Origin of the sequence: Sodalis sp. RH22, from assembly GCF_047324165.1 — a bacterium.
GTDB lineage: Bacteria > Pseudomonadota > Gammaproteobacteria > Enterobacterales > Enterobacteriaceae > Acerihabitans.
Genome location: NZ_CP178731.1, coordinates 4,767,948 through 4,794,143 on the forward strand (window position 1 = coordinate 4,767,948; position 26,196 = coordinate 4,794,143).

Below are 26,196 nucleotides of genomic sequence, written 5' to 3' on the forward strand. Positions count from 1 at the left end.
CATCGGTAAATCAGGTTGGGGGGAGTAACCGTTACGGTTAGGGATGCCTGTTTTTGCTATGCGGATTAGGACATCAAAAACAGGCAATAACACAAAATGAGGCATAGGCGTGTCGGTTTAACGAAACGGAAAACCGACTGATTATCTATACCCTCAGAACTGGTACTTCATGCTTACGGCTAATACATTATCCGTGACGATACCGGCATTTTCGGTGAAGGTGTTGTCATCCAGCAAGTTAACCTTATAGTCAACATAGGTCACCATATTTTTGTTGAAGTTGTAGGTGAAACCAAAATCAACAAATTTGACCAGGTCCTGGGCATCGTAGTTGTTGCCCTTACGGTCAGTGCCTAAATTGCTGCCGCGTGTTTGGTTATAAGCGACGAAGGGAATCAGACCTGAAAGCAGGGTGTAGCCCGCATAGAGTTCCACGGCCTGTGATTTATTGGCTAAACCGTAGGCGGTACCACTCGGCGATCCGAATTTCGCCGCATTGTAGGCTTGCGTATACATGGCCGCCAGATAAAGGCTGTCGGCATTATATTTAATCGCCCCGGTATAGCCCTCAGCTTTTCCGCCCCCGCCCATGATGCCTGGCGCGGAATTTTGCTCATCGGTAAGATTCGAGCTAAAAAAGGCACCGGCGACGCTGATACCGGACTTAAAATCGTAACTCAAAGAGGAGCCGTAACCATCGCCATTTTGCGACAATACGTTACGGGTACCCGGCTCGCTGGCCCCACTATCGTTTTTACCTTGATACTGCAACGCCACTTTCAGGCCTTCAACCAAACCGAAGAAATCGGTGTTGCGGTAAGTGGCGATACCGTTGCCACGTTTGAACAAAAACTGGTCAGAGCCATAGGTGGAAGCATCGAATTCCGGCTGCATATCGGTATAGGATGCGGCATCATATAAAACACCGGTGTTACGGCCATAATCGAAAGAGTTAGACCCGGCAAATTTTAAACCGGCATAGGCATAACGCGTAAATGCGGTGTTTTGGCTCTCGGTTTGGTTGCCCTGAATTTGATATTCCCAGCGGCCGAATCCAGCCAGCTGATCAGAGATTTGGGTCAAACCCTTAAAACCAAAACGCATATACGTTTTATCGCCGTCAGCACTTTTATCATCTGATAAATAATGCATGCCATTAAAAAAACCATATAAATCTAATTTATTGCCTTCTTTATTATATATTTCCGCCGCTCCGGAGGTGGTTGAAACTAATAATGCAGGAATCAAAAGTGTCAGTAGGTAAGGTTTCATTATAAACGACCTTTATCAAAGTTAAGTGTGTGTAATATAGTAAGGGTAACGTTACTTTTTAATAACAGCGTAATAATGTCATTAATATAAAAATGGCATGGCAATGAACGTGTCGACGGCCAGGATATATTCCTGTAAAGATCGTTATCTTATAATTGCTATAGTATGGCCGTGATGGTACAGCGTTTCAGTACATCATTCTGTTTTCATCTCATGCGCCAATACAGCGGGTGCAGGCTGAATTTTTTGGCTTTCGTTGCCGGAAACCGGTACATCCTCAAAGCCCAGCAACAGCGTCAATATAAAAGAGAGCACCACGGCGAGCGCCATCACCCCGAAAACCCAGACGATAGACATCGGATGGGCGGGATCAAAGAACTGAACGCTGGTGAAAAGCCCCGGCGCCGCCATGGAATGGCTCGCCAATCCTGCCGCGCCCGCTACGCCGCCGCACACAAAACCACTGATTATCGACGCGATAAGCGGGCGTTTCAGACGTATTGCCACGCCATACAGTGCCGGTTCCGAAATTCCGGCCACAATCGCGGAAGCCGCTGCGGCAAGGGCTGTCTGACGTAGCTCGGAGTTTTTAGTTCGCCATGCCACCGCCAAAGATGAGCCGCCGAGCGACAGGTTTGCGCCGATTTCCGACGGCATAACCATGCCTTCGGTCCCGGTTGTAGCAATAGTCTGGATAATGGTCGGCGTGAACACCCGATGCATACCGGTCATGACCAGCAGTGGCCAAATCCCGCCCATAATCGCCACGGACAACCAGCCAAGATAGCTATGAATGGTGTAGACCAGGGCGGAAATGGCGGTACCGATCCAGATCCCTAACGGGCCAATCAATACGATGGCGATCGGGGCTGCGATCAATACGATCAACATCGGTTTGAGGAAGTTTTTGGTCACCGCCGGGGTGATTTTATCAACCCAGCGTTCAATATAGGAAAGCAGCCAGGTCATCACCAGCGCCGGGACCACCGTGTAGGAATATTTTACCGCCGTGACGGAAATTCCCATAAATTCGACGTGCTGGCCTTGTGCGGCTTTTGCCATGAGATCAATAAAGCCGGGATGGACCAATACACCGGCAATCGCAATCGCCAGCGACATATTCGTTTTAAATTTTACCGCTGCGGATGCCGCAACCATCACCGGCAGGAAAAAGAAGGCGCCGTCGCCAATCGCATTAAGAATAATGAGTGTCGCCGAGGTGCTGGAAAGTGCTCCGGTCATAGTGAAAACCATAGCGAGTAATTTCACCATAGAACCGCCGATAATGGCCGGAATCAGCGGTGACATGGTGCCGATCAATGCATCCAGAATGCCCGCACCGATGCGTCTTAGGGTAATTTTATTTTTCCCCGGTAAGGGGCGTTGCGCAACGGCATTTTCCGGCAACAGCTTAATAACTTCGGCATAAGCCTGCGAAACCGTATTGCCGATGATCACCTGGCACTGGTTGTTGTTTCTTACTACCCCCAGCACGCCGCTGATGGATTTCAGTTTTTCTGTATCCAGCGCTGAATCATCATTAATAACAAAACGTAAGCGCGTCATACAGTGGGTGACGGCGGTAATGTTATTTGCCCCGCCGAGGGCATCGACTATCGCTTGTGCTGATGCCGCATAATTTTTAGACATAAATAAAGTCCTCTTAAGTAGGTACCCGGTTCTATACAGATTACTGAACCTGGTCGGCTTGCGGGCCACAATATCCGGACAGTAAATCAGCCATATTTACAGCTGATACCGGTGCATACCCATGATATCGCGGTGTGGCTTCATGGGGTTGTAATAACCCATCAGGCAGCCGCCCACGTATTTCTTGGTCGCTATGATAGTTGTGCAACCTATTATTTTTCTATTCATGAGGGCGGGCTAAAGTCAACATTCACCGCTTCGAATGAATATAATGTTACTTACCCAGACCTGATGTGGGTTTAAGGTTTATATTGGCGGTCAATCCAAATCTGCCCCCTTGCTCGCAATAACCTTTTTATACCAGTAAAATGATTTTTTTCTCTTTCTTGCCAGGGTACCGTTGCCATGGTCGTCGCGATCGACATAGACGAAACCGTAGCGTTTGCTCATTTCACCGGTGGAGGCGGAAACCAGATCGATGCAGCCCCACGAGGTGTAGCCGATCACCGGGATTCCGTCGGCGATGGCTTCGCCCATCGCTTTGATGTGCTCACGCAGGTAGTTGATGCGGTAATCGTCAACGATTTCACCCTGTGCGTTAATTTCGTCTTTTGCGCCGAGGCCGTTTTCCACCAGGAATAACGGTTTCTGGTAGCGGTCATACATCATATTCATCGTGATACGCAGGCCCAACGGGTCGATGCCCCAGCCCCATTCGCTGACGTCAAGATGCGGATTTCTCAGCGAGTTGACGACATTGACCGCACTGCTGTTATTCTCGCTCATGTCCGCCGAGGCGCAGCGTGAAGCGTAATAACTAAAGGAGACGAAATCGACGGTATTTTTCAGGATCTCGTCATCCCCCAGCGCTTTGTCGAGGGTAATGCCCTTCTCGGCAAAAATGCGTTTGGTGTAGGACGGATAAGCACCGCGCGCCTGCACGTCGATAAAGAACAGATTTTCGCGGTCTTTTTGCAGTGCCGCCCAGACATCTGCCGGTTTGCAGGTTCTCGGGTAGAAATTACCGCCCGCCAGCATGCAGCCGACCTGGTTCTCCGGGTTGACTTCGTGGGCAATTTTTGTCGCCAGCGCGCTGGCTATCAGTTCGTGATGCACCGCCTGATATTTTACCTGCTCCTGATTTTCACCCGCTTCGAATACCAAACCGGCACCGGAGAATGGGCTGTGCAGCAGGATATTGATCTCGTTGAAAGTCAGCCAGTATTTCACCAGACCGTCAAAGGCCTCAAAACAGGTTCGTGCATAGCGGGTGAAAAAATCGACCATTTTGCGGTTGCGCCAAGAACCGTATTCAATCACCAGATTCATGGGCACATCGAAGTGGCTCAGCGTCACCAAAGGTTCGATGCCGTTTTTTTTACATTCGGCAAATACGTCGCGATAGAACGCGATACCTTCGGCGTTCGGCGTCGGTTCGTCACCGTTCGGATAAAGACGGCTCCAGGCGATGGAGGTTCTGAACACGGTGAAACCCATTTCCGCCATCAGCGCGATGTCTTCTTTATAACGATGATAAAAATCAATTGCCTGATGGTTCGGGTAGAACTCATCGTCTTGCAGCGTGAAACGCTTTTCCTGACCGAGTTTAACCGCCAAACGATGTTCGCCGTGCGGGATCATATCGATTGTCGCCAGACCCTTTCCACCTTCAAAACACCCGCCTTCGGCCTGGTTGGCGGCAATCGCGCCGCCCCATAAGAAACCGTCGGGAAATAATGATGCACTCATCTAACAATCCTCTTTTTTCAATTTCTTTAATCAATATTTACAGCACGTTGCAAAACGGCGCGGGCGATGGGTATGTCCATGGCGTCGGCAATGGACGGCGATAGTGCTGTAAAATAGGCAGGCATCAAAAATAAGTCTCTATTTTTCATGTAATTATAAGTTTTTCGTTGCCTATGAGCCTGCGTTATCGTCATCTTTTTACTTTCTTGCCGAAACGATAAGTAACCGGTTTCACACAATAGTGAGTTTATCTATTTTAAAATTCAATAGTTAATTTTAACTCTGCTTCAATTTTGTGATGCCGATCCCTATGGGGAGACATTGCCGGTCGAAATCTCCGGAAAACTCACAAAATGTGTAGAATGGCGTATCATTTTCCGTTTAGGTATGCCTGATGTCGACAATGCAGGAAGTGGCGTCCAGAGCCGGCGTCTCAAAAGCCACGGTTTCACGCGTTCTTTCGGGGAAAGGCTATGTCAGCCAGGAAACGAAGGATCAGGTGTTCAAGGCCATCGAAGACACGGGATATCGTCCGAACTTGCTGGCGCGTAATCTGGCGACCAGCAAATCCAAGTGTATCGGGCTGGTGGTCACCAATACGTTGTATAACGGTAATTACTTTAGTGAGCTCATTTCTCAGGCGGCCAAAAAACTGGATGCGAATGGACGCAAGCTGATTCTGGTGGATGGGAAAAACAGCGTCGCCGAGGAGCTGGAGGCCATAGAATTTCTACATGATTTAGGTTGCGATGGCATCATTATTTATCCGCGTTTTTTATCCATCGACAAAATGGACGCTATCATCGATAAATATAAAATACCGGTAATGGTGGTGAATCGAAAATTGAGGAAGCATCTGAGCCACTGTATTTATTGTGATCATAAAGGATCGAGCTTTAACGCCACCAAAGCGCTCATTGAACGTGGTCACCATGACATTGCATTTATTACCGGTTCTATGGATTCCCCCACGGCCATTGAACGCTTTTCCGGTTATAAAGAGGCATTGACCGCCTGTGCTTTACCGGTGCAGGAAGCGCTGATCGTAAAGGGTAAATGGTCGTCGGCCAGCGGCGCGGCCGCGGTTGATACTCTTCTCGCCGGGAATCAGCCGTTCAGCGCCATTCTTGCCAGTAACGACGAAATGGCGATTGGTGCCATGAAAAAACTCAACGACGCCGGTATAGCTGTGCCTGCCGATGTCTCGGTGATCGGTTTTGATAATATCCCGATCGCGCCGTTTCTGATTCCGGCGTTATCCAGCGTGAAAGATCCCGTCAGCGATATGGTCAACGAAGTGATTAATCAGATTATTTCGATGCTTGATGGCGGATATTTGTCCGAGCAAAATCAATTTACCTCAGATCTTATTCTGCGGGATTCTGTCATTAATGGTCCGCAATTTTCTGCGCAGAACGCCATCTGAATACAGAATATCCCGGCGGTATAAACAATGACTGGCCATAGCCTCTCCGGCCAGGGTGTCGTTTCCAACTCAATCGATGGGCAATGAACAGCCGGGGGCTTTTGACGGACAAATCCCGGTTTGCGGCCATGGATAGGGTTTTTCCCGACTCGCTATAGACGCGATCGCCTAAGCGGGTGACGCCAGGCGCGGGAGTAACGATGACGACCCGTTATGACCGTGACTCTGACGGCTGGACTCCTGGACCGGCGGGTTTATTCACCATAACGGGCTTAAACCCGCCAGGCAAATAAAGACGGCCTTGGCCTCGTCCGATATCAGTGGAGGCGCAGTACGACGATGCCCGGTTTGTTTTGCAAATAGGCCGCCAACGGGGAATCCACCACCTTCATATTGTGGCTAAGCGATGACGCGTTACGCAAATAAACCCCGTCGGCGTTTTTGATCAAAAAGCCCACGTGCGAAACGTCCAGCCCCGGCGAGGGTGCATAGATGCCGATCAGATCGCCGGAATAAAGCCCAGCCAGCACGGCAGCGTCGATTTTTTCCGTGGGAATATAGCTGATCCTGCGCTCCACGATAGCCAACCCCGGAATATACACCTCATCAACGCCCTTGCGGTTGAGGTATTTGGTGACGCCGATCGCCTGCGGGCTAAGTGTCGCGGTAATATCCACGGCATTGGCCGGTTCCCTGGCGCACCAGTCGCTAAAAAAATGGTTTCTGGCCAGAAAATCAATGTTGCCCGCCTGGTAGCGTATTGCCGCCAGGCGCTGGAAAAAGTCATGCTCACTGCGGGATGTGGCCAACGCGCAGACATAGTCCAGCAGGGTAAAGCAGTCTACGCCGCGAAAGTCGGCCACCAGCCGCTCTTTTTCGGTTAATGAGCCCACCAGGGTATTGGCTTGATAGGGCGTGGCTAAAAACTGTTCGGATAGCCTTTCCAGCCGCTGGTCAAGGCTAAGATCGCGGCAGGGCAGCGCGATGCGATCGATAAGCCGGTTGATTTTTTCCGAGGTAACGGCATCCGTCGCCATGGTGGCAAAGGCATCGTCCGGGCCAGCGGATACGCTGCTTTGATCCTCGCGGGCGTCCGTTCGTTCATCGCGGGATAAACGAGCATAATCGTTAGCATTATCGATATTCATCAATCACTCTCGCCGGCATGAGCTCCCAGGCAAAAGGTTACCACCCTGGCGGTAAATTTCAATAAACGCCGGCAGCACGGTTTTATCGCGGCCGCCAGGGCTAAATCAGGGCGCGGCAGATCCATACCGGGTACTGAGCACAATAGGCTAACGCTCAATTCCTGCCGCACAGTAGCAGAAAAAGGAGCTGGATAAGCAGAGCCGACGCGGGTTTGTTTGATTTGCAGATAATAAAATCATGGTTGTAAAAACAGTATTGACATTACCGTGAGATGTATTAGATTTATATCCAACGCCGGTGCATTGAGCAGTAAAGATTATATCGAGCCGGCGTAGTATGTAGTGGATTAAATTAAGCAGTATCAGTTGTAAGAGTTAAGTAGTAAAGTAAGTAAAGAGTAAGTAAAAAGTAAGTAAATAATGCGATAAAGGCCACGAAGTACAGAGTAACATTATGCCGGTGAGAGTGGCTTCAATAAACTCGAACGGCGATGCTTTAAGGCCAGGTAGTCAATCTCTGCCATCGCATGTTAGTATCGTCATGAAAACGCGATGAGTTAAGGCTTTATAGTTATTATATTGTTCGCGATGGGTGTAAAACGGTATCAAAGTAGGTATATCGCGACAGAAGTAAAGCCACGTAACACAAAGTCTATATCGCGAGGGGGATGTACTGTACAGGCTTAGCTAAAGTGATACGCATAGGGCTAAGTGAACAATTACCTTTCAGGCAACAGATGGGAGGACATCGTACAATATAGGTGGCTCATATATTCTGTGATACACATGTACATCTATAAACGCAGTACCCATAGCAGTAAGTCGTTATAAAGTTGATGAATGTTAAATCTTAAGTGCGTTGTACCTTAAAAGCCCCGACTCTCCGAGTTGGGGCTTTTAACATCTGTAAGGCTGAGCTCCGGCCCTGACCGTCCGTCAAGAGCATGGCCAGTCCGATCTGCAGACCGCCAAAGCAGCACGCTGACGCTTTCGAGAGCATGACATCGCTGCGGTCGCCGGGAATCCGCGTGCACGCGGGGCGGTATAGAAGGCCCGCGAACGGACCCGCTTCACGCCAGATAACCTCAATGGCATCAACAGTATTGCATATCCCCAAGGGTATCATTTTTCCTTCCAGGGAATAAAATAATCACATTGCAGTAACGAAGCGGCGGCAACGGTCCTTTCGAGGGCATGGAAACGTGTTATATCGTAACCTTGCCGGCGGATGAATCCCAGCGCGGGTAAGTGGTTTTCATAAATCTCCATAATAAATGAAGGTAACATATCCGATGGGCCATTATAGGTAAAACGCGCATAGATTCCCGTTTCTATAAATATTGCCTGACGTTCTGTTGCGTCAATTTGACCGGCGGCAATGCTATAGTAAGTTTGTTGTTTATGCTTTCTTGCCAGATAAAGATGATGTAATCCATACAGCATCGACGTTCCATCCGCATTGATGTCCCGTGCGCATCCTCGCAGATCGCTTGCTAAGGTATTGCCCTGATAACCATCGTTATCTACTGGGCGATACAAGCTTGCGGGCAGACGGACTAATGCCAAGCGGGGCAGCATCACTAACGCTGGTTGCGGTACATGAAAAGGGTGTAACTGTATCGGAGGTCTGAGGCCGACAGTATCCCAATCCGCCATCTTGCGGTAATGATCGGGCGTAATAAAAAATTGTTTTTTAAATGCGCGGCTGAAGCTTTGTTGCGAATCAAAGCCATATTCCAGCGCGATATCTAAAATGGATCGGCTGCTGTGGTAGAGTGCCAATGCGGCTTTGGATAACCTTCGCTCCCGTACATAGGTACCCAGCTTACTGCCGGTTATTTTCAGGAATATGCGTTGCAGGTGCCATTTAGAATAGCCTGCTTTCGCCGCAATGGCATCAAGGGATAACTGCTGATCGATATGGGACTCTAGCCAGTTAAGTAAATCTGAAATAATGTCATCATAAGTCATCGGTAATTTCCCTTGTTCCCGCGTGGGCGATGAATGAGTCATGGCGGTTAACGCGATTTCATACCGGGTATTAACAGGGGCGTGCCGTTTCTTGTCTGGAATAAGGTCAGGGCCGTTCTGCTGGCTCGCCCGGTCGTCTTCTTATCGGGTTGGCGTCACACCCTGAAAGCCGTGCATTCATTCATCGGCAGCGGCGTTGGGCTGGCCGGCGCCGGGGCTGTCCAGGGCCATGGCTTGGCGCTGCCACCCTGCGCCCAGGGCCTTGTAAAGCGCGATAGCGCTGCGCACTTCGTCCCCCTGGCTCAATGCCAGGGCGTCGCGGGCTTGATTGGCCGCGCGCTGGGCGGTAAGCACCGGCAGATAGCCACTCAAGCCTTGGCGATAAAGCCGGGTCGCCCCCTCCAGCGCCCGTTGGCTGTCGCCAACCGCCGCTGCCAGCGACGCCTGGCGCAGTCGTTCGCTATTTAACCCGGTCAGGGCATCTTCCACATCACGCAGGGCAAGGCGCACATCGCGCTCATAGGCCAGCCCCGCCGCCTGCATTCCGGCCTGTGCCGCCGTGACGCCGGCCCGCGCGCGGCCACCGTCATAGAGCGTCTGGCTTGCCTGCGCCCCGGCCGACCACGCCAGGCTGGCGCCGGAAAACAGGTCGTGCAACAGGCTGGCGGAGGTACCGATGCTCAAAGGAATGCTGAAATGCGGGAAACGCGCTGCTTCGGCGACGCCAATCTGCGCCGTGGCAGCGGCCAGGCGGCGTTCATCCGCCAGCAGGTCGGGGCGCCGGCGGATAACGTCTGAGGGCAACGCCAGCGGCAAAGCCGGTACCATGGGCAGGCTGGGCGCAGGCTTGGCCAGCGTGGCCCGCCATTCGCCGGGGAAGCCTCCGGCCAGTACGCCGATGGCATGGCTCAGGCGGGCGATGTCTGCCTCCAGCAGAGGCGGTTGCGCCTCGGCGGACTCGCGCTCGGCGCGTGCCTGCATAACGTCCGTGGCGGTTCCCAGGCCCTGCCGCATTGCCCGCTCGGCCAGGTGCTCGCCCTCATGCAGGGTGCGGATGTTGTCGTGGGCGATGACCAGGCGCGCCTGCGCGCTGCGCAGCCCGGCATAGTCGGCCGCCAGCTCCGAGAGTAAACTCACCTGCAACGCGTGTTGGTCATGGGCTAATGCATCGATGTTCGCATCGGCGGACTCCACCGCGCGCCGGGTGCCGCCGAACAGATCCAGTTCCCAGCTCGCATCGAAGCCGGCGTGCCAGGTACCGGATTGGCCGCCCAGCGTCCCATCGTCCAGCCTCTTGCTGGAGCGCAACGCTTCGCCCGAGCCGCCGGCCGACACGGTTGGCCCCTGGCCGGCGGCGATTGATACGCGCTCGGCGCGCGCCTGCCGCAACCGCGCCTGGGCAATGGCCAGATCCTGGTTGTTGGCCAGCGTCCTGTCCACCAGCCGATCGAGCATGGGATCGTTAAACGTGCGCCACCAGGTCTGCAAACGCGCCTGGTCGGCGGCTGCGACGGCGCCCGGCGCCTCGCTCCAGTGTGTCGGCGCCGCGATCCGCGGCGGCTGATAGTCGGGGCCGACGGTGGCGCAGCCCGACAGGCCGGTGGCCAGGAGCAGTACCCATACGGGAACCGGAAAGGTGAATCCGCGGGGATGCATGTCTGTGCGCATAATCATTCCTTACATCCAGCGATGCAACAGGGTCGTCAAACGCCCTTGGTGAATCGGGGCGTGTCCCGGCTGGCCGACGTCAATACTGCAGGTCATGCCGGCTACCAGGACGATACCCGGCGGCACGTGGTCAATCTCGACGCGTACCGGGATACGCTGGGCCAGGCGAACCCAGCTGAAACTCGGTTCGACGCTTGGCAAACCCTGGGTGTCGGCCTTCTCGTTAGTATCGGTGATGCCGCGTCCGATGCTGGACACATGCGCCTGGATCAGGTCGTCGTATCCCATCAGCCGGACCTGCGCCGGCGCGCCGGGATGGATGCCGTAAAGCTTGGTTTCCTCGAAATAGCCGGTGATCCAGAAGCTGTGCGCATCCAGCAACGCGATGTTCGGCTGTCCGGCCACGGCATAATCGCCCCGGCGCAGCCGCAGGTGCGTCACGTAGCCATCGACCGGGGCGTACAGGGCTGCGCGCTCAAGGTCTAATCGCGCCACGTCCAAGGCCACCTGCGCGTGGCGCTGTTCCGCCTGGGCGATGGCTACGGCCTGGTTTGCCCGCTGGATGTCCTCGCCGGGCACCAGATCGTCCATGCCCTGACGCCGTTTGGCATCCTGGGCCTTCTGGCGCGACGTTGCGGTCGCCGCCGCCAGCTGCGCCTCGGCCTGCGCGACGGCGAGCCGGAAACGCTCGGGGTCGATGCGATACAGCACGTCGCCGCGTTTCACATACTGGTCATCGGCGACGGCGACGGCGGCGACAGTGCCGGACACTTCGGGGGCGATACGTACCACCTGTGCGCTCACGCGACCGTCGCGGGTCCAGGGTGCGAGCACGTAGGCGCGCCAAAGCGCGGCGACCAGCAACACCGCCGCGACGATCGCCGCCAGCGTCAGGGCCGCTTTCGCGGCGGGTTTTACGAGTAATGCGGCAGTAGACATAGTGTTAGACATAAAGAATCAGTATGGAAACCAGACAAAGGGAAATAGCGAACTCAAACAGCGCCGGATGCCAGACCCGGCGCAGCAGGCCGCAGCGTGCCAGCAGGGAGCGCAGGCCCAGGAACAGCGGCACCGCGATGCAGGCGTAGATGAAAAAGGGCGGCAGGTAGATGCCGGCGATGGCGACTTCACTGAACATGGGCACGGCTCCGCGGCAGTGTAGCGAAATAGGCGGCATGGCCCTCGAGCAGCGCCGCCACATCGGTAAACGCCGCGGCCAGGCGCTGCCGGTCCGCCGTCAAGGTCGGTTCGCCGGCCCCCATCCACATCAGGGTCCGCGCGGCGCGGCGCGCATGCCGGGCGGCCAGGACCGGAGTATCAGCGCGGCGGGCCATCCGCTGCAGCGCGACCGCGACCGGCGGGCGCAATGGGGACAGGGTCGGCGCAAGCCGCAGCCATGCGCGCAAGCGCAGCAGCTCGCGGCCCAGATGCAGGCTGGCCAGCGCGTCGCCGATGGCGTGATCCAGCGCGGCGGGCTGGGTTTTGAATACGGTGCCGAGCTGCGCCATGCGGTGCTGCTGATACCATTGCCAATTGCGGCGATCCGCCCGCGTGCCGCGCAGTACGGCCAGCGCGTCGTCGCGGATACGGCGGCGCAGCCGGTCATGGTCACGGGCAAGATTGCGCGGCAGCAGCAGGCGAAAGCTCAGCAGCGTGAAAAACGTTGCCAGTATCCACGCCACCGACCCGTTTAGAAACAACGCAAGGTCATAGTGCATAGGATTGGCCGCGGCCGCCAGCGTATTGAATCCGACCAGATAGGCCACGCCGGCCAACCCGTGGCGGGGAATCGTCGTCGCGTAGATGCCCGGCAGCCAGAACAGGGCCAATACCACCAGCAGCAGCGGCAGCCCATCGATGCAGGGCAGCACGATGAACGCGCAAAGAAATGCCACCGGCACGGCCACGACGGTGCCCTTGATGAACTCGACCGCGCCGGCCGCGGGATTGGGGGCCGTCGCCAACAGCGCGCAGCTGGCCGCCAGCCCCGCCAGCATCATACTGCCATGCGGCCATCCGGTAAGGATCCAGAACCCGCCGCCCAGCACCAGGGTCAGCATGGCACGACATCCGTTCTCCATCGCCGCGGTGGTATCGCGGTGGAAAGGAATCGGCGATTGCGGGCCACGTGGGCGTGGGTGATGTAATGTGGCGATGCCCTCCAGCGCCGCGAGATAGTCGTCGATCTGCTCCACCAGCCGGTCGCCGGTGATAAGCTGCGCCTCCTGTCCGGCCGGCGCCGCGGTTGAAGCCGCGGCAAGCGTGGCGCCCAGGTGCGTGCGTACCCGGCGCAGCGTTTGTATCGCCGGTTCCACCCCCTGCGGTCCGCCTGCCACGGCGCGCCCCGCTTCGCGCCATGCCTGCTCCAGCGCCGGTTGCAAGGCGCGCAGCGTCCGCTCGTCGGCGCTGTCCGCCGGCAGGGGCGGCACGCCGCCGACCAGCGCGGCGAACAATGACGTCATCGCATGCCGCACGGTCACGGCGCGCTGCGCCAGGTCGGCCGATTCCGCCTTGCCCTGCGCCAGCAGGTCGTCCACGCCATAGACCTCGGCAATCAGGCGTTGTTTCGCCGAGGCGGCCTGGGCGGCGCCGGCGTCGCTCCCGATCCCCCCAAGCTGCGTCGCCAGGGTATCGGCGATGGCTGCCGCCAGCCGCCGCAACTGGGCGTCGAGTCTGCCGCGCACGCCACGGGCGCTGAACAGCATCGATACCAGCCCCAGGCAGACCACTCCCACCATCACCGAAGAACCGCGGCTGATCACATTAGCAAACGTCAGCAGCGGATGCTCAAGGGCGCCATAGGCCGCCAGGCCCACGGTGTAGCCGGCAACCACGACGCCGTACGCGCGAAAGTGGCGCAACAGCGTCATTGCCGCCACGCTCAGCCCCAGCCACAGACCAAAGCCCAGCAGAAACAGCCACGGCATCTGCCCGAAGGCACTCATCAGTACGATGGCGGCCAACATGCCGGCCAGCGTACCGAGCACGCGCCAGGTGCCTTTGCCGATAACCGCGCCCTGGATCGGGTTGATAACCAGCAGCACGGTGGAAGCGGCCGAATACGGCGCCTGCAATTCGAGCAGATAGGCCACTATCAGCGCCAGCCAGGCGGCAAGCGTCGATCGCATGACGTAGGTGGCGCGCGGGGTGGTCAAATCAATCCGGGCCAGCCAGCCGCACAGCCGGGTGATGATGGGAAGGGGGGCGACAGAAGATGCCGGTGGTAATGTCGCAGAAGGCACGATGAACATTTCCTAAAGCTAAAGCAACGATTTGCATAACTTTAGGGCCCGGTATTGCTTACGGAAAGTGACTTTGAGTGAATCAACGAGTGCGTTCAACGCACCGATCGACGCCAGCGCGCTATACCTTTCCCGGCTTGGCGGCAGGCGACGCATCCTCCCGGCACAAGAGCCGGATAGTGCGCCGCAACCACTGATGCGCAGGGTCGCTCTGCAGACGCGGATGCCATGCCTGGGTGAGAAGCACCGTCTTCAGGGGGACCGGCAGGTCGAAGAGGCGGATGTGTAGCCCGGCGGCGAAGGCGCTGTGTGCGAGATGCGCGGGCAGCAGCAGCAGCAGGTCGGATTCCTGCAAAGCGAATAAGGCGGTGTAGGGCGAGGACACCACCAGGGCGACATGCCGGCGCAGGTTCTGCGCCTCGATTACAGCGTCGATGGGACCATCGGATTTCCCACGCCGGGAAACGTTGATATGCTCCCAGCGGGTGAACTGCTGCAACGTCATGTCGTTATCGAAGATCGGATGATTCTCGCGGGCAACACCAACATAGGTGGTGGTGAACAGCGACTGCACACGGATCTCCGGCCCGAGCTTGCGCGAGCCGCTGATGAACAGATCGATGCGGCCGCTGCGCAGCGCCTCGTCGTCCACATCGTCTTCCTCCGGGGCGAAGCGCAGCATGGCGCGCGGCATACTCGTGGCCATCGCATCCAATAAACGGCCCAAGTGGATACTGACGAACTCGTCGGTGGCGCGCACGTTGAAACGTCGCGCCAAGGTTGTCAGGTCGACCTCGGCGCTGGGCGTCAGCACCTGTGTCGCCTGCTCGACCGCCGCCCTGACCTGCTCGCGCATGGCCAGCGCCCTCGGGGTCGGCACCAGTTTGCGGCCGGCCTGCACGAACATCGGGTCGCCCAGCGTTTCCCGGATGCGGCCCAGGGTACGGCTCATCGCCGGCGGGCTCAGGTTCATGCGCCGGGCGGCGCCCACCACGCTGCCTTCCTCCAGCAGGGCGTCCAGTGCGACCAGCAGGTTCAGGTCGGGGAGCTTCATCATCCATCTCTCATCCATTGCGTGAAACAGAATCTTAACGCTATACCCATGCCGTGAGAAGTACGGGAGAATGTTTACTCGGCGGAGGGGCAAAAAAATGAACACTTCCGTTTAGCCCGGCCCTGTTTACCGGGCGTCGATCGCGTCGAATAGTTTAAAAACACAATTCCCGCGTGCCTGGCTTAATATTTTGGTTTATGGCGACACTGCCGCTATGCTGACTGAGTCCTATCAGATTAATAGAACCTACTGAGTAGCCTGGCCGTTCTGAACGCTTATCACTATGACAAGAAATAACATCATTATGGCTGCTGCTCAATAAAAGCCAGATAGCGCAATAGGGTTAATGACGCTATTTTTTATGAAAAAGGAAAATAAGGAAATAAAGGATGAAAGCGAAGTTAGGAAAGCGCGCGGAGGCGAAAGAAAAAAATCAGGAAAATGACGCTTTGTTTTCCGAAAATAGAAGAAATCTCTTAAAAGAAATTACCGGTATAGCGGCAATAGGGGTGTTGGGAACAGCACCCAATTCCGTAACCGCCGGTGAGGTAAAGAGTCGCGCCGCCTTGCCTGCCCGTCAGGCAGCAGTGCGTGATTACGATGTGATCATTGCTAATGGCTTAGTTATTTTAGAACAGGGCGAAGTGCCTGCCGACATCGCCATTAAAAACGGTAAAATTGCCGCCATCGGCTCGGCATTAAAAGGGGCTGAACACGTGATTGACGCAAAGGGTCTGGTGGTAAGTCCGGGAATGGTGGATGCGCACGTTCATATAAATGAACCGGGGGGCGGCATTCGCAACGACTGGGAAGGCTATGTTACCGGAACCAGGGCCTGCGCCAAAGGCGGTGTTACCACGATCATCGAAATGCCGCTGAACCAATTGCCGGCCACCGTCGATAAAAAAACACTGGAAATTAAATATGCTGCCGGAGAAGGGAAATTAGTCATTGATGTCGCGTCTCATGGTGGCTTGGTTCCTTATAATTTAGAGAATAATGGAATCCAAGAGCAGAGCGACTCTGGAGTGGTTGGATATAAATGCTTTATGGCAACGTGCGGCGATCCTTCCATTAAAGGTGATTTTCTGAATGTTGATGATTATTCCCTTTATGAAGGCATGCGGCAAATAGCCAAAACCGGCAAGGTTTTGATGATTCATGCTGAGAACGCCGCCATTACAGACCGTCTAGCGAAAATTGCCTATAAAAAAGGCGAGGGATCGTTAACATCCTATGTGGCCACGCGTCCGGTTTTCGCGGAAGTTGAAGCCATCCGGCGTGCGGTTTTGTTTGCGAAGATGACCGGCTGTCCCATTAATTTTTGCCATATATCAAGTCCTGAAGCCGTGGACGAGGTGGTCAAAGCGCGCGGGGAAGGGGTTAATATTACCTGTGAAACCTGTAATCAATATTTGTATTTTGTGACTGATGAGTTGGACGATATCGGCCCGTTGGCAAAATGCTCGCCGCCTATTCGCGACCAAAGGGCGCAGGATGGCTTATGGCGGCATGTGCTGGCCGGCAATATAAACTTTATCACTTCTGATCATTCACCTTGTCCGGCAAAACTGAAAAACAGAAACAATGCGTTTGACGCCTGGGGCGGCATTGCCGGAGTACAAAATGACGTTGATATTTTTTTTGATGAAAGCGTACAAAAACGGGGGATGCCATTGACGCAATTTGCCAGACTCATCGCCACCAATCCTGCCGACCGCTTTGCTTTGCATACCAAAGGCAGCATTGCGATTGGTAAGGATGCCGACTTTGCCTTTATCAAGCCGAACTCGCCCTATACCCTTAAAGCGGAGGAGCTTGAGTACAGGAATAAAATCAGCGCTTATGTCGGCCGGACAATCGGCGCCCGGATTGTCCGGACCCTGTTACGGGGCGAAACGGTTTACAGTCTGGAAGATGGCCTAACCGGCTCATTCCCAGGCCGATATATCAAAGTGTGACCAGGCGAAGCCCGGCTATCAGCGCAAGGGGCAAAACGGCGGTTGTAATCCGTTATCCATTGCCGGCGCGCATTAATCCCCACCAGGCGGCAACGGGTTGACGCGCGCGCCGGACGCACGAGCATGCCGTCCGCGGATATGTCCCGGGCAATCCCGTGCTCACCGTGCGACAGGCGATACGGGTTGTCCTGACTGAGGTGTTGTGTCCTGGTCCGGGCAAGCGGCGTGGCCTGTCATCACCCCCCTTTGTCACGCTTGTACAGCCTGATATTGTTGTCTGGCGTAGTTGCGCGGCGGGATGCGGTACATCCCGAGCCAAGACAACGCGTCTGCCGTTGGGTAACAGAACACCATCCCCGGCCTCCAGCTGTAATGGGGCTTTGTCGCTTTCCATAGCTAACCATGCGGTACCGGATACGCTGGCATACCATTTGATGCCGCTATGGGCGCCAAAACTGACAGACCAGTCACCACCTCAATGCAGACCGCCTGCCACCCACATCTACGTTGCACGCCGAACCGGTAATGCAGCAGGGACTTGGCTAACGCTATGTTTAAAAGAGAATAGTTTATAAAATTTGAAGAGGATCGCATTACCTTATTTTTTCATTGGTAATTGTCTTGAGGTATACATATTATTTACAGATAAATGAATTCTGAATATTTCAGTCTTGATATTGAGGGCTTGGAAGCTTTTTTATTTATTATAAATAAACTTAAAAAAATTTAATATATAAATTCATATATAATAAAAATATTCTAACGAAATTAAAATAGGTTAATAAGTATTATCATTCATTAGCTAAATCGAAGGGCCTTGTCATTTAAGTCAGGTTTATAAGGGCGATTTTGGCCCATGCGTGTTCTTGCTTTATTAGCACAAGAGTTAATTTAATCAGAAGACGTAATCTGTAGTAAATGTAATAAGTTCCTTGGCGCTATTTTTTAACATATTTTCGCCGGAGTGCCGCTTTACGGTTCGCAGGAGTCTATGCCTTATTTACGAGGTGCTAATAATGGAATTACATCGCTCAGGTGCTACTGACCCATTCAAAATAAAAGACTTCTCATTAAGCAACCCACAGCTGTTGGCGGATCCCTATCCGTACTACGACAAAATTCGGCGGGAAGAGCCCATTCACTATTCGACGATGTATGGCGGATCGTGGCTGATGTTCAGCTACGCTGACGTCAAGGCGCTGTTAACGGATCCGAGACTGACCAATGATCGGTCCGCCTTGCCGTTATTGGCGTTGCCCGACGAAGATCGAGCACAGTTTGCCGACATGATTCCCGTTCTCAGCAAGTGGTTAGCCTTATTTGATGGACATGACCATGCGCAGCGTCGACAACGGCTGGACTGGTCGTGTCCAACGTTGCTCAGCAAAGGTTCCTTGTCCAGCGTTATCCGCAATGTTGCCGGGGATCTCATGGCGGCATGGCGGGAGCGGGACCGTGTCGATCTGATTGCCGATTTTGCCCGTCCGTTACCCGCAATAGTGATCACGCGGCTGCTGGGCGGGGCTGACGGTGATCATGAGCAACTGGCGAGTTGGTCCGATGATATCGCGTACCTGTTTGGCGCAAGCGATCTGAGTGTGGAAGAGGTACAACGCGGCCAGAAAAGTCTCCACGCATTCGGGCGTTATTTACGCGCGCTTGCTGGTGACGCGATAACATCCCGCCGCGACGATCTGATACTTAACCGTTTAATGAGCGATAGCGGCAAGGGATTCCAGTTCGATATCGAATCAGCGACCGCGCAGTGCATGCTGCTGATGTTCGCAGGGCTGGAGCCCACAAGGTATCTGATTGGCAATGCCGTCTGGGCGCTGCACCAGCATCCGGCCCAACGGCGCGCGCTGGCGGCGGATCTGGAACAATTGCCGCTGGCGATAGAGGAGTTCCTTCGATACGGTACGCCCGTGCAGTACATTGGCCGCAGGGCGGCCACGACATTCACCTACAAGGGTTACCGCATCGAGGAGGGGCAACTGGTGCTGCCCTATGTCGGTTCCGCGAACCGGGATCCGGCGGTTTTTGATCACCCTGAAACCCTTGATTTACGCCGCACCCCCAACCGGCATCTTTCCTTTGGCACCGGCCCGCATGCCTGCATCGGCGCGACGCTGGTGCGCCAACAGACGCAAATCGCGCTTTCTCTACTGCTCACGCGCTACCCTTCCTTCGACGTGAGTCAGCAAACCGAACCCGTCTGGAATACGAACCTGGGATTCCATGGCCCCACATCGCTGATGATCAACACAGGAAAAAGAGGATAAGCCTATGAGCTGGAAGCGCAGCAACATTGCCGGATTTGCCGGCACTCAACTGGCCGCAATCGACTTCGGCGGGCAGGGCGGAGGGATTCTCCTTATCCACGGCATGATGGGCCGGGCAACGACCTGGTCAACAACGGCGCAGTGGCTGACCGAACATGGAAAAGTGATCGGATACGATGCCCGCGGCCACGGCTTAAGCGACGCGCCCGAAGGGCCCTACGACCGCAACGCGCATGTCGAGGACGCCGCCGCGGTGATTAATGCGTATGGCCTCGCGCCTGCCGTGGTCATCGGTCATTCCATGGGCGCGCTCACCGCGTGGCAACTCGCGGGCAAGCATCCTGAACTGGTCCGGTCCGTGGTTATCGGCGATATGGCCGCCGTGGTGCCCGATGTCCAGGCACGCTGGCAGGCATGGCTGGATGAGTGGCCGGTCCCATTCGACAGTATTGCCGCTATCCACGCCTATTTCGGCGGGGACTATTTTGGTCAATACATGATCGGCGCGCATTCCGAACGAGTGCACCCGGCTGAAGGAGACTATTTTGTCGAGGTGTTCGCTGAGCGGCGGGATGGTTATTGGCCCCTTGCGGGTACGCGCAATGTTCTTGCCTGCAGGGCACACTGGAATAACCGCGATCATACCTCCGAGCTGAGCCAGGTTCACTGCCCGGCGCTGGTGGTCGCGGGGGAGCACAGTTATTTCCCCGCCGAGGGTTCACGCCGCATGGCGGATGTGCTCCCGGCAGGTGAGTTTGTATTGGTGCCGGACGCAGGACATGTACTGCACTTCGACAATCCCAAGGCTTGGCGCGCCGCAGTCGAGCCGTTCGTTCGCAAGACCATCGGACTACTGCCATGAAGCCACCATCATGGGAGGACATCCTGGGAGAGCTGCATGCCGCCGTCGGACGTCTTCTTGTCGGCGAGCATACGCCCTATCAACAACTGTGGTCCCGTGCGCCGGACGTCACCATGATGGGTGCCTACGGCGGCCTCTACACGGGGTACGATGCGGTCTGCGCGGCGATAATCCGTGCAGCCGCCAACTACCGGGGATGGCAGCCCGACTATCAGGAGGAACCCATCGCAGCCGTTAATGACGGGATGCTCGGCTATGTCATTTTGCGGGAACGCGTAACCAACATGAGAGATGCGACGGTAAGATGCCGGCGCGTCACGGTTCTGTTTCGCCGGGAAGAAGAGCAATGGCGGATTTTCCACCACCACTCGGACCCTCTGCACCAGGTGGTGTAGCGCGGTCCGGCTGTGTAGTTATACCGCAAGTCAGCCGGCAACGGTTGCGCCATCGGTATTTAGGTTGCCGACAAAGAAAATTGGCGGGTTAACACCCGGCATCCCCGAACGGGGTCAATTTGCAAGGGGTTTTGGTCGCCTGATTTCTCTCTCTTCGACGCATCTCGCAAAAATAATCTTATCCACGTAATTAAACGTTTTTATCGATAAAGATTCTCCCCATCCCTGCCGTTGTTTGTGATGCAGGCGCAACCGGCGTCTGCCCTTCCAATGTGCGTCAACGATAGCGCGCCCTCTGGCGCTAATACAGCTTAGTCAGCATGCATTTCTACCCGCTTAAGCAAGGAGTACCTATGAATCGCATCTTCAGCGTGATCTGGAACCACAGCTGTAATGCCTTTGTGGTCGTCAGTGAGCTTGCCACTCGCCGTGGTAAACGCAGTGAAGTCGGTGCGATTCAGGTCGATGATCATTCAACCCCGTGTAGCGGAGCGCTCAAGCCGCTACCGTTTACCATTGCCCTGATCTCATGCAGTATTTCCTGCATGCCTATTGTCAGCATGGCCGCAGATTTGCCCACTGGCGGTCATGTCGTTCTCGGCAGCGGCCAGATTGGCACGGCGGCCAATCATCAACTGACGATCAACCAGTCCAGCCAAAAAATGGCGATGGATTGGCAGAGTTTTGATATTGGCAAAGACAACAAAGTGACCTTTGTTCAGCCCGGCGCTGATTCGATCGCCCTGAATCGGGTGATCGGTGCTGACGGTTCGAAGATCATGGGCCAACTTAACGCTAATGGCCGGGTGTTCTTGATCAACCCCAATGGCGTGCTGTTTGGTCAGGGTGCCTCCGTCAGTGTCGGCGGGTTGGTGGCTTCGACACTCACTCTCTCGAACCGGGATTTCGCTAACGGCAAATACGCGCTCAAGGGTGATGGCGGCAACGCCAGCGTCGTCAACCAGGGCACCATTACCGCAGCCGACGGTGGTGCCGTGGCGTTACTCGGCGGCACCGTCAGCAACCAGGGCGTGATTGTTGCGAAACTGGGTACCGTAGCATTGGCCGCCGGCAAGGCGGTGACGTTGGACTTCGCTGGCGATGGCTTGCTTAATGTCCAGGTCGATGAAGCGGCCAAGAATGCGTTGGCGGAAAACCGCCAGTTGATTCAAGCCGACGGTGGCCAAGTCATTATGACCGCGGCGGCCAGCAATGCGCTGCTCAGGACGGTGGTCAACAACACCGGTGTGATTGAAGCGCGGAGCTTGCAGAACAAGAACGGCAAGATCTCCCTCGGCGGCGGCGACAGCGGTCTGGCGCACATCGCCGGCACCTTAGATGTCTCGGCAACCCAAGGCACGGGCGGCGCGATTCAAATCACCGGCCAGAACATTGCGCTCGCGTCCGCCACCCTGAATGCCTCGGGCGCCAGCGGTGGCGGCGGCATCAAGATCGGCGGCGAAGCTCAAGGCAAAGGCACCCTGGCTCACGCACAAGGTACCAGCGTGGATGCCGGCAGCAGCCTCAAGGCTGACGCCGGGACCACGGGAAAAGGCGGCGACATTGTCGTTTGGTCCGACGGAACGACCGTGGCCAGGGGCAATTTTTCGGCCAGGGGCGGTACGCAAAGCGGTGACGGCGGGTCTGTAGAAACCTCCGGCCACAGCGTTGACTTCACTGGCATCCAGGTGAGCACCTCGGCGACGAAAGGCAAAACGGGTGATTGGCTGGTGGATCCTGAAGACCTGATCGTTGATGACGTTTCAGCGGCCACGATCAACGCCGCGCTCTTGAACACCGACGTCACCCTGCAAACCACCGGCACCACCGCCTCCACGACCGGTGGATCTGCGGCCTCCACGGCAACCGGCCCCGGTGATATTTCCGTTAATTCCGCCTTGAGCTGGAGTTCGCCAAATACCCTAACGCTGGACTCGTTCCACTCCATTGCCATCAATGCCAACGTCTCCGTCACCGGTGCAGGCGGCTTGGTACTGGTGACGAATAACAACAGGAACGGCGCCAGCAGCGGCAGCGGCGATCTCAGTTTCGCCGATGGCGTCTCGGCCAGTTTCACGGCACCGCAAGGCAGCGGGCAGCGGTTGAACATCAACGGTTCGGCTTACACGCTGGTTTACAGCATGGCCGACATCGACGGAATCGACGGGGATCCAGCTTCGTCCAGCGCAATTACAAACCAAACTGCGGCGGGCGGATTAGCCGGCCATTACGCCTTGGCGCGTAATCAGGACGCGAGTGGCGTCACCTATACGAACGCCATTGTGGGGAGCTATGATAATGATGATGATTCACCCTTCTCCGGCACCTTTGAAGGCTTGGGCCATACGCTATCGAACTTGACCATCACGGCTCCGTACGCAAATTACACGGGGCTGTTTGGCTACAATCAGGGGGCAACGGTCCGGGACCTGGGTTTAGTGGATGGCGCTATCAGCGGCGGATCTTACGTCGGCGGTATCGTCTCGATGAACGATAGTTTCTCCTCTATATTAAACAGCTATTTCAGCGGCACGGTGTCAACGTCATCCTCCGGCATTATGATCGGGGGAATCGCCGGCTTGAATGGATATCGCTCGACGATTGCAAACAGCTACAGCATGGGCACTGTGACGGGCACCCGCTGGACAGGCGGAATAACCGGCTATAACGGCAGTGCCCTGGTGACAAACAGTCACAGTTCCAGCAACGTCAATGGCGGTACGGGTGACTACGTTGGCGGGTTAGTGGGTGCTAACGAAAGCGCCACCATCACCAACAGCTATAGCACCGGGACCGTATCGGGCAACACGCGTGTTGGCGGGGTAGCCGGCAACAGCTACCAGGGTACGATTTCCAACAGCTACAATACGGGCAACATATCGGGCGACAGTTTTGTCGGCGGTGTTGTTGGCCTTAACGATACGTCCAGTTCGCTCACAAATAGCTACAATTTCGGCAATGTCCAAGCTGATAATATTGTGGGCGGGGTCGCAGGCTATAACGACAGTGCTGTTTCCTCCAGTTATTCCACCGGCCAAGTGCGGGGGACGGCGGGCATTAACGTTGGCGGCGCCATTGGCTACAATCAAGCCGCTGGTACGGTTACCCACGTTTACTGGAATAGCGTGACCAGCGGCAATGCTGTTGGGATTGGCGGCGGTGTCGCTTCCGGTGTCACCGGGTTAACCACCGCACAATTACAGGGCGTATTACCTTCTGATTTCGATAATACTGTTTGGGCCACCGCCAGCGGTCTTTACCCCTATTTGACATCCCACTATCCGCACGGCACACCGCAAGCCATTTCCGGCTTTGCTCAAAACAGCGATGCGGCTGGCCAAGTCGCCACCGTGATTAACGGCGCGGTGGCCGGTACCTCGTCCATCGGCGCCGATGGTTACTATTACAGTCTGCTCGCGCCCGGCGCCTTGGCGAACACGAATGTGTTCACCTACGCGCAAAGCGGCGGCAATCTGGCTAATACCTTCACGCAGGGTGTTACGGATACGACCAGTAACATCAATCTGACGGCTAACACGCTGGTACTCATTGGCGATGAAAACTCACTGTCCTCGCTGCTGACGGATTTGAACGCGGCCAGCGGCGGCGTAGACAGCGCCAATAAGCTGTTTACCCTCGATGGCGGTGGCCTGAACGCCACCGATGATGTGCTACTCACCCAGGCCGGGAGTTTCATTGTTGACCAATCCCTGAGCGCTGTCGGCAGCAGCACCCTGAGCGTCGCAGGTGATTTGACCATCGCACAGGGCGGGCATGTCAGCGGGTCAGATGTGGTGTTGTCCACCCCGGGGGCCTTTATCAACAACGCCGGCAGTAACGCCGTTACCGCCTCGGCCGTCGCCGGGCACCACTGGGTGATTTATTCCAATACCCCAACCACCGATACGTTTGCCGGGCTAAACAGCAACAATACGGCTATCTGGAATGCCAACATGAATACCCTTCCAGCAAGCGCCGTAATCGGCAACCGGTACGTGTTCCGCTATCAACCGACGGTCACCTACACCGTGGCAAACGTCAGCAAGACCTACGGCGACCAGGCAGACGTCAGCTCTGCGTATACCACCTCTGGCGTGAGTGCCGGTGTCGCAGGAGCATTCGCCGCCGATACCTTGGCTAACGTGGTGGCCGGCACGTTAGCGATGTCTTCGATGGGAACGGCGGCTACCGCGAATGTGGGCAGTTACGCCATCCAGGAAATCCAAAATACGTTAAGCGGTATGGGGGGTTACCTGGTCGCACTCGCGAACACCGGAAACGTAATCGTCAATGCCAGACACATCACCGTGGCGGCCAACAGCGGCAGCTCAACGTACGGCGATGTCACCGCGGATAAACCGGGCATCGGGGTCACGGGCCTGGTCAACGGTGATCTTGATAGCGGACTGGGTCTGAGCAACGATTTCGCCATCACCAGCGCCGATAACGCAGGCAGCAATGTGCTGCATGTGGTCGGTACGCTGAGCAACGGTAACTACGTGATCGATCAGCGCATCAATGGCAACTGGACAGTCAATGCCAGACACATCACCGTGGCGGCCAACAGCGGCAGCTCAACGTACGGCGATGTCACCGCGGATAAACCGGGCATCAGCGTCACGGGCCTGGTCAACGGTGATCTTGATAGCGGACTGGGTCTGAGCAACGATTTCGCCATCACCAGCGCCGATAACGCAGGCAGCAATGTGCTGCATGTGGTCGGTACGCTGAGCAACGGTAATTACGTGATCGATCAGCGCAGCAATGGCAACTGGACAGTCAATCCCAGAAACATCACCGTGGCAGTCAACAGTGGCAGCTCAACGTACGGCGCGCCTCATGTCCAGCCGACCCTAAGCGCTAGCGGCCTGGTCAATGGCCAAAGTGCATCGGTACTGAGCGGCTTGAGCAGCACAGGCATTAGCGACACCACCCACGTCGGCACCTATGTGTTGAGCGTGCAGGGGGTCCTCGCCAATGGCAACTACACCGTGACCCAAACATCCGATGGCCAATGGACCGTCGATCCCCGCGCCCTGGCCGTGACCGCCAACAACCTTGGCAAAATCGTCAACGCCAGCGATCCGGCACTGACGTGGACCACCAATGGCAATCTGGTTAACGGTGACCACCTCAACGGCAATCTGACGCGCAGTGCGGGCGAAACCGTCGGTCAATACAGGATTGAACAAGGCACGCTGAACAACAGCAATTACGCCATCGCGTTCACTGACGGTGTATTCAATATCGGTGTAACGCCGCTAAACCCATTACCCAGCCCCCCCGAAAACGTAGCGGCGGCGCCCACCACGCCGCTGCACGAATTGCCGTCACCCCCTACGTCTCTGGAGGTGCTACTCCAATTGCTCAGCGCCCCCGAAAACGTAGCGGCGGCGACCACCAAGCCTCTGCGTAAATTGCCGACCCCCACCACGCCTCTGGCGGTGCAACTGCCGTCCGACAACCTCTATAGCGTAATTGAGCAAGGCTTGCGCCTTCCAGAAGGACTTTGATTC

17 protein-coding genes are annotated in these 26,196 nt (G+C 55.8%); 6 read left to right on the forward strand and 11 right to left on the reverse strand.

The genetic code is table 11. The annotated features are described in order from the left end of the window. Window positions 1-153 precede the first annotated feature (153 nt). From ompC to ACL2XN_RS21680, 3 genes are all read right to left on the reverse strand, one after another. Window positions 154-1,272, reverse strand: coding sequence for a porin OmpC (gene ompC / locus ACL2XN_RS21670; RefSeq protein ID WP_410013527.1), 1,119 nt, complete (start codon window positions 1,270-1,272; stop codon window positions 154-156). Window positions 1,273-1,467: 195 nt separating this feature from the next. Beyond that, window positions 1,468-2,922: a PTS cellobiose/arbutin/salicin transporter subunit IIBC gene (ascF, locus tag ACL2XN_RS21675; RefSeq protein WP_413729428.1), complete on the reverse strand. Its 1,455-nt coding sequence runs from the start codon at window positions 2,920-2,922 to the stop codon at window positions 1,468-1,470. Between the two features lie 318 nt (window positions 2,923-3,240). After that, window positions 3,241-4,671, reverse strand: coding sequence for a 6-phospho-beta-glucosidase (locus ACL2XN_RS21680; protein WP_413729430.1), 1,431 nt, complete (start codon window positions 4,669-4,671; stop codon window positions 3,241-3,243). A gap of 394 nt (window positions 4,672-5,065) precedes the next feature. Between ACL2XN_RS21680 and ACL2XN_RS21685 the strand changes: the two genes are divergently transcribed. Then, window positions 5,066-6,097, forward strand: coding sequence for a LacI family DNA-binding transcriptional regulator (locus ACL2XN_RS21685; RefSeq protein WP_413729432.1), 1,032 nt, complete (start codon window positions 5,066-5,068; stop codon window positions 6,095-6,097). A 317-nt stretch (window positions 6,098-6,414) separates the two neighbouring features. Here the strand turns inward: ACL2XN_RS21685 and ACL2XN_RS21690 are convergent, their stop codons facing one another. From ACL2XN_RS21690 to ACL2XN_RS21720, 7 genes are all read right to left on the reverse strand, one after another. Next, on the reverse strand, window positions 6,415-7,245 hold the full coding sequence (locus ACL2XN_RS21690) for an N-acetylmuramoyl-L-alanine amidase-like domain-containing protein (protein WP_413729434.1): 831 nt from the start codon (window positions 7,243-7,245) through the stop codon (window positions 6,415-6,417). Between the two features lie 1,122 nt (window positions 7,246-8,367). Beyond that, on the reverse strand, window positions 8,368-9,216 hold the full coding sequence (locus ACL2XN_RS21695) for a helix-turn-helix domain-containing protein (protein ID WP_413729436.1): 849 nt from the start codon (window positions 9,214-9,216) through the stop codon (window positions 8,368-8,370). A 177-nt stretch (window positions 9,217-9,393) separates the two neighbouring features. After that, window positions 9,394-10,884 carry an efflux transporter outer membrane subunit gene (locus tag ACL2XN_RS21700; protein ID WP_413729437.1) on the reverse strand — a complete coding sequence of 497 codons (1,491 nt, stop codon included), beginning with the start codon at window positions 10,882-10,884 and terminating at the stop codon, window positions 9,394-9,396. 9 nt (window positions 10,885-10,893) lie between these two features. Beyond that, a complete protein-coding gene (locus ACL2XN_RS21705) occupies window positions 10,894-11,835 on the reverse strand; it encodes a biotin/lipoyl-binding protein (RefSeq protein ID WP_410013534.1) in 942 nt (313 codons plus the stop codon). After that, the gene (locus tag ACL2XN_RS21710) at window positions 11,828-12,022 is read right to left on the reverse strand and encodes a DUF1656 domain-containing protein (protein ID WP_410013535.1); all 195 of its coding nucleotides are present in this window, start codon (window positions 12,020-12,022) and stop codon (window positions 11,828-11,830) included. Before ACL2XN_RS21710 ends, ACL2XN_RS21705 begins: the two co-directional genes overlap by 8 nt. Continuing rightward, the gene (locus ACL2XN_RS21715; RefSeq protein WP_413729439.1) at window positions 12,012-14,126 is read right to left on the reverse strand and encodes an FUSC family protein; all 2,115 of its coding nucleotides are present in this window, start codon (window positions 14,124-14,126) and stop codon (window positions 12,012-12,014) included. Before ACL2XN_RS21715 ends, ACL2XN_RS21710 begins: the two co-directional genes overlap by 11 nt. A 121-nt stretch (window positions 14,127-14,247) precedes the next feature. Further along, a complete protein-coding gene (locus tag ACL2XN_RS21720; protein WP_413729441.1) occupies window positions 14,248-15,183 on the reverse strand; it encodes a LysR family transcriptional regulator in 936 nt (311 codons plus the stop codon). 386 nt (window positions 15,184-15,569) lie between these two features. On the opposite strand from ACL2XN_RS21720, the gene allB reads away from it, so the two are divergent. Continuing rightward, a complete protein-coding gene (gene allB / locus ACL2XN_RS21725) occupies window positions 15,570-17,141 on the forward strand; it encodes an allantoinase AllB (RefSeq protein WP_410013538.1) in 1,572 nt (523 codons plus the stop codon). A gap of 52 nt (window positions 17,142-17,193) precedes the next feature. Here the strand turns inward: allB and ACL2XN_RS21730 are convergent, their stop codons facing one another. Beyond that, on the reverse strand, window positions 17,194-17,577 hold the full coding sequence (locus tag ACL2XN_RS21730) for a cupin domain-containing protein (protein ID WP_413731013.1): 384 nt from the start codon (window positions 17,575-17,577) through the stop codon (window positions 17,194-17,196). A 580-nt stretch (window positions 17,578-18,157) separates the two neighbouring features. Here ACL2XN_RS21730 and ACL2XN_RS21735 point away from each other — a divergent pair. The 4 genes from ACL2XN_RS21735 to ACL2XN_RS21750 all read left to right on the forward strand — a co-directional run bounded on the left by ACL2XN_RS21735 (window position 18,158) and on the right by ACL2XN_RS21750 (window position 26,193). Then, window positions 18,158-19,423 (forward strand): cytochrome P450, encoded by a 1,266-nt coding sequence (locus tag ACL2XN_RS21735; RefSeq protein ID WP_413729443.1) that lies wholly within the window; start codon window positions 18,158-18,160, stop codon window positions 19,421-19,423. Window positions 19,424-19,427: 4 nt separating this feature from the next. Further along, window positions 19,428-20,285, forward strand: a complete 858-nt coding sequence (locus ACL2XN_RS21740) for an alpha/beta fold hydrolase (protein ID WP_413721439.1) — start codon at window positions 19,428-19,430, stop codon at window positions 20,283-20,285. After that, window positions 20,282-20,680, forward strand: a complete 399-nt coding sequence (locus tag ACL2XN_RS21745; protein WP_413721438.1) for a YybH family protein — start codon at window positions 20,282-20,284, stop codon at window positions 20,678-20,680. The genes ACL2XN_RS21740 and ACL2XN_RS21745 overlap by 4 nt, the downstream gene beginning before the upstream one ends. Before the next feature lie 353 nt (window positions 20,681-21,033). Further along, window positions 21,034-26,193, forward strand: a complete 5,160-nt coding sequence (locus ACL2XN_RS21750; RefSeq protein ID WP_413729444.1) for an MBG domain-containing protein — start codon at window positions 21,034-21,036, stop codon at window positions 26,191-26,193. Window positions 26,194-26,196 lie beyond the last annotated feature (3 nt).

Coding starts and splice junctions, on each gene's coding strand:
- ompC (WP_410013527.1), bottom strand. CDS start 1,272: ATGAAACCTTACCTACTGACACTTTTGATTCCTGCATTATTAGTTTCA.
- ascF (WP_413729428.1), bottom strand. CDS start 2,922: ATGTCTAAAAATTATGCGGCATCAGCACAAGCGATAGTCGATGCCCTC.
- ACL2XN_RS21680 (WP_413729430.1), bottom strand. CDS start 4,671: ATGAGTGCATCATTATTTCCCGACGGTTTCTTATGGGGCGGCGCGATT.
- ACL2XN_RS21685 (WP_413729432.1), top strand. CDS start 5,066: ATGTCGACAATGCAGGAAGTGGCGTCCAGAGCCGGCGTCTCAAAAGCC.
- ACL2XN_RS21690 (WP_413729434.1), bottom strand. CDS start 7,245: ATGAATATCGATAATGCTAACGATTATGCTCGTTTATCCCGCGATGAA.
- ACL2XN_RS21695 (WP_413729436.1), bottom strand. CDS start 9,216: ATGACTTATGATGACATTATTTCAGATTTACTTAACTGGCTAGAGTCC.
- ACL2XN_RS21700 (WP_413729437.1), bottom strand. CDS start 10,884: ATGCGCACAGACATGCATCCCCGCGGATTCACCTTTCCGGTTCCCGTA.
- ACL2XN_RS21705 (WP_410013534.1), bottom strand. CDS start 11,835: ATGTCTAACACTATGTCTACTGCCGCATTACTCGTAAAACCCGCCGCG.
- ACL2XN_RS21710 (WP_410013535.1), bottom strand. CDS start 12,022: ATGTTCAGTGAAGTCGCCATCGCCGGCATCTACCTGCCGCCCTTTTTC.
- ACL2XN_RS21720 (WP_413729441.1), bottom strand. CDS start 15,183: ATGATGAAGCTCCCCGACCTGAACCTGCTGGTCGCACTGGACGCCCTG.
- allB (WP_410013538.1), top strand. CDS start 15,570: ATGAAAGCGAAGTTAGGAAAGCGCGCGGAGGCGAAAGAAAAAAATCAG.
- ACL2XN_RS21735 (WP_413729443.1), top strand. CDS start 18,158: ATGGAATTACATCGCTCAGGTGCTACTGACCCATTCAAAATAAAAGAC.
- ACL2XN_RS21740 (WP_413721439.1), top strand. CDS start 19,428: ATGAGCTGGAAGCGCAGCAACATTGCCGGATTTGCCGGCACTCAACTG.
- ACL2XN_RS21745 (WP_413721438.1), top strand. CDS start 20,282: ATGAAGCCACCATCATGGGAGGACATCCTGGGAGAGCTGCATGCCGCC.
- ACL2XN_RS21750 (WP_413729444.1), top strand. CDS start 21,034: ATGAATCGCATCTTCAGCGTGATCTGGAACCACAGCTGTAATGCCTTT.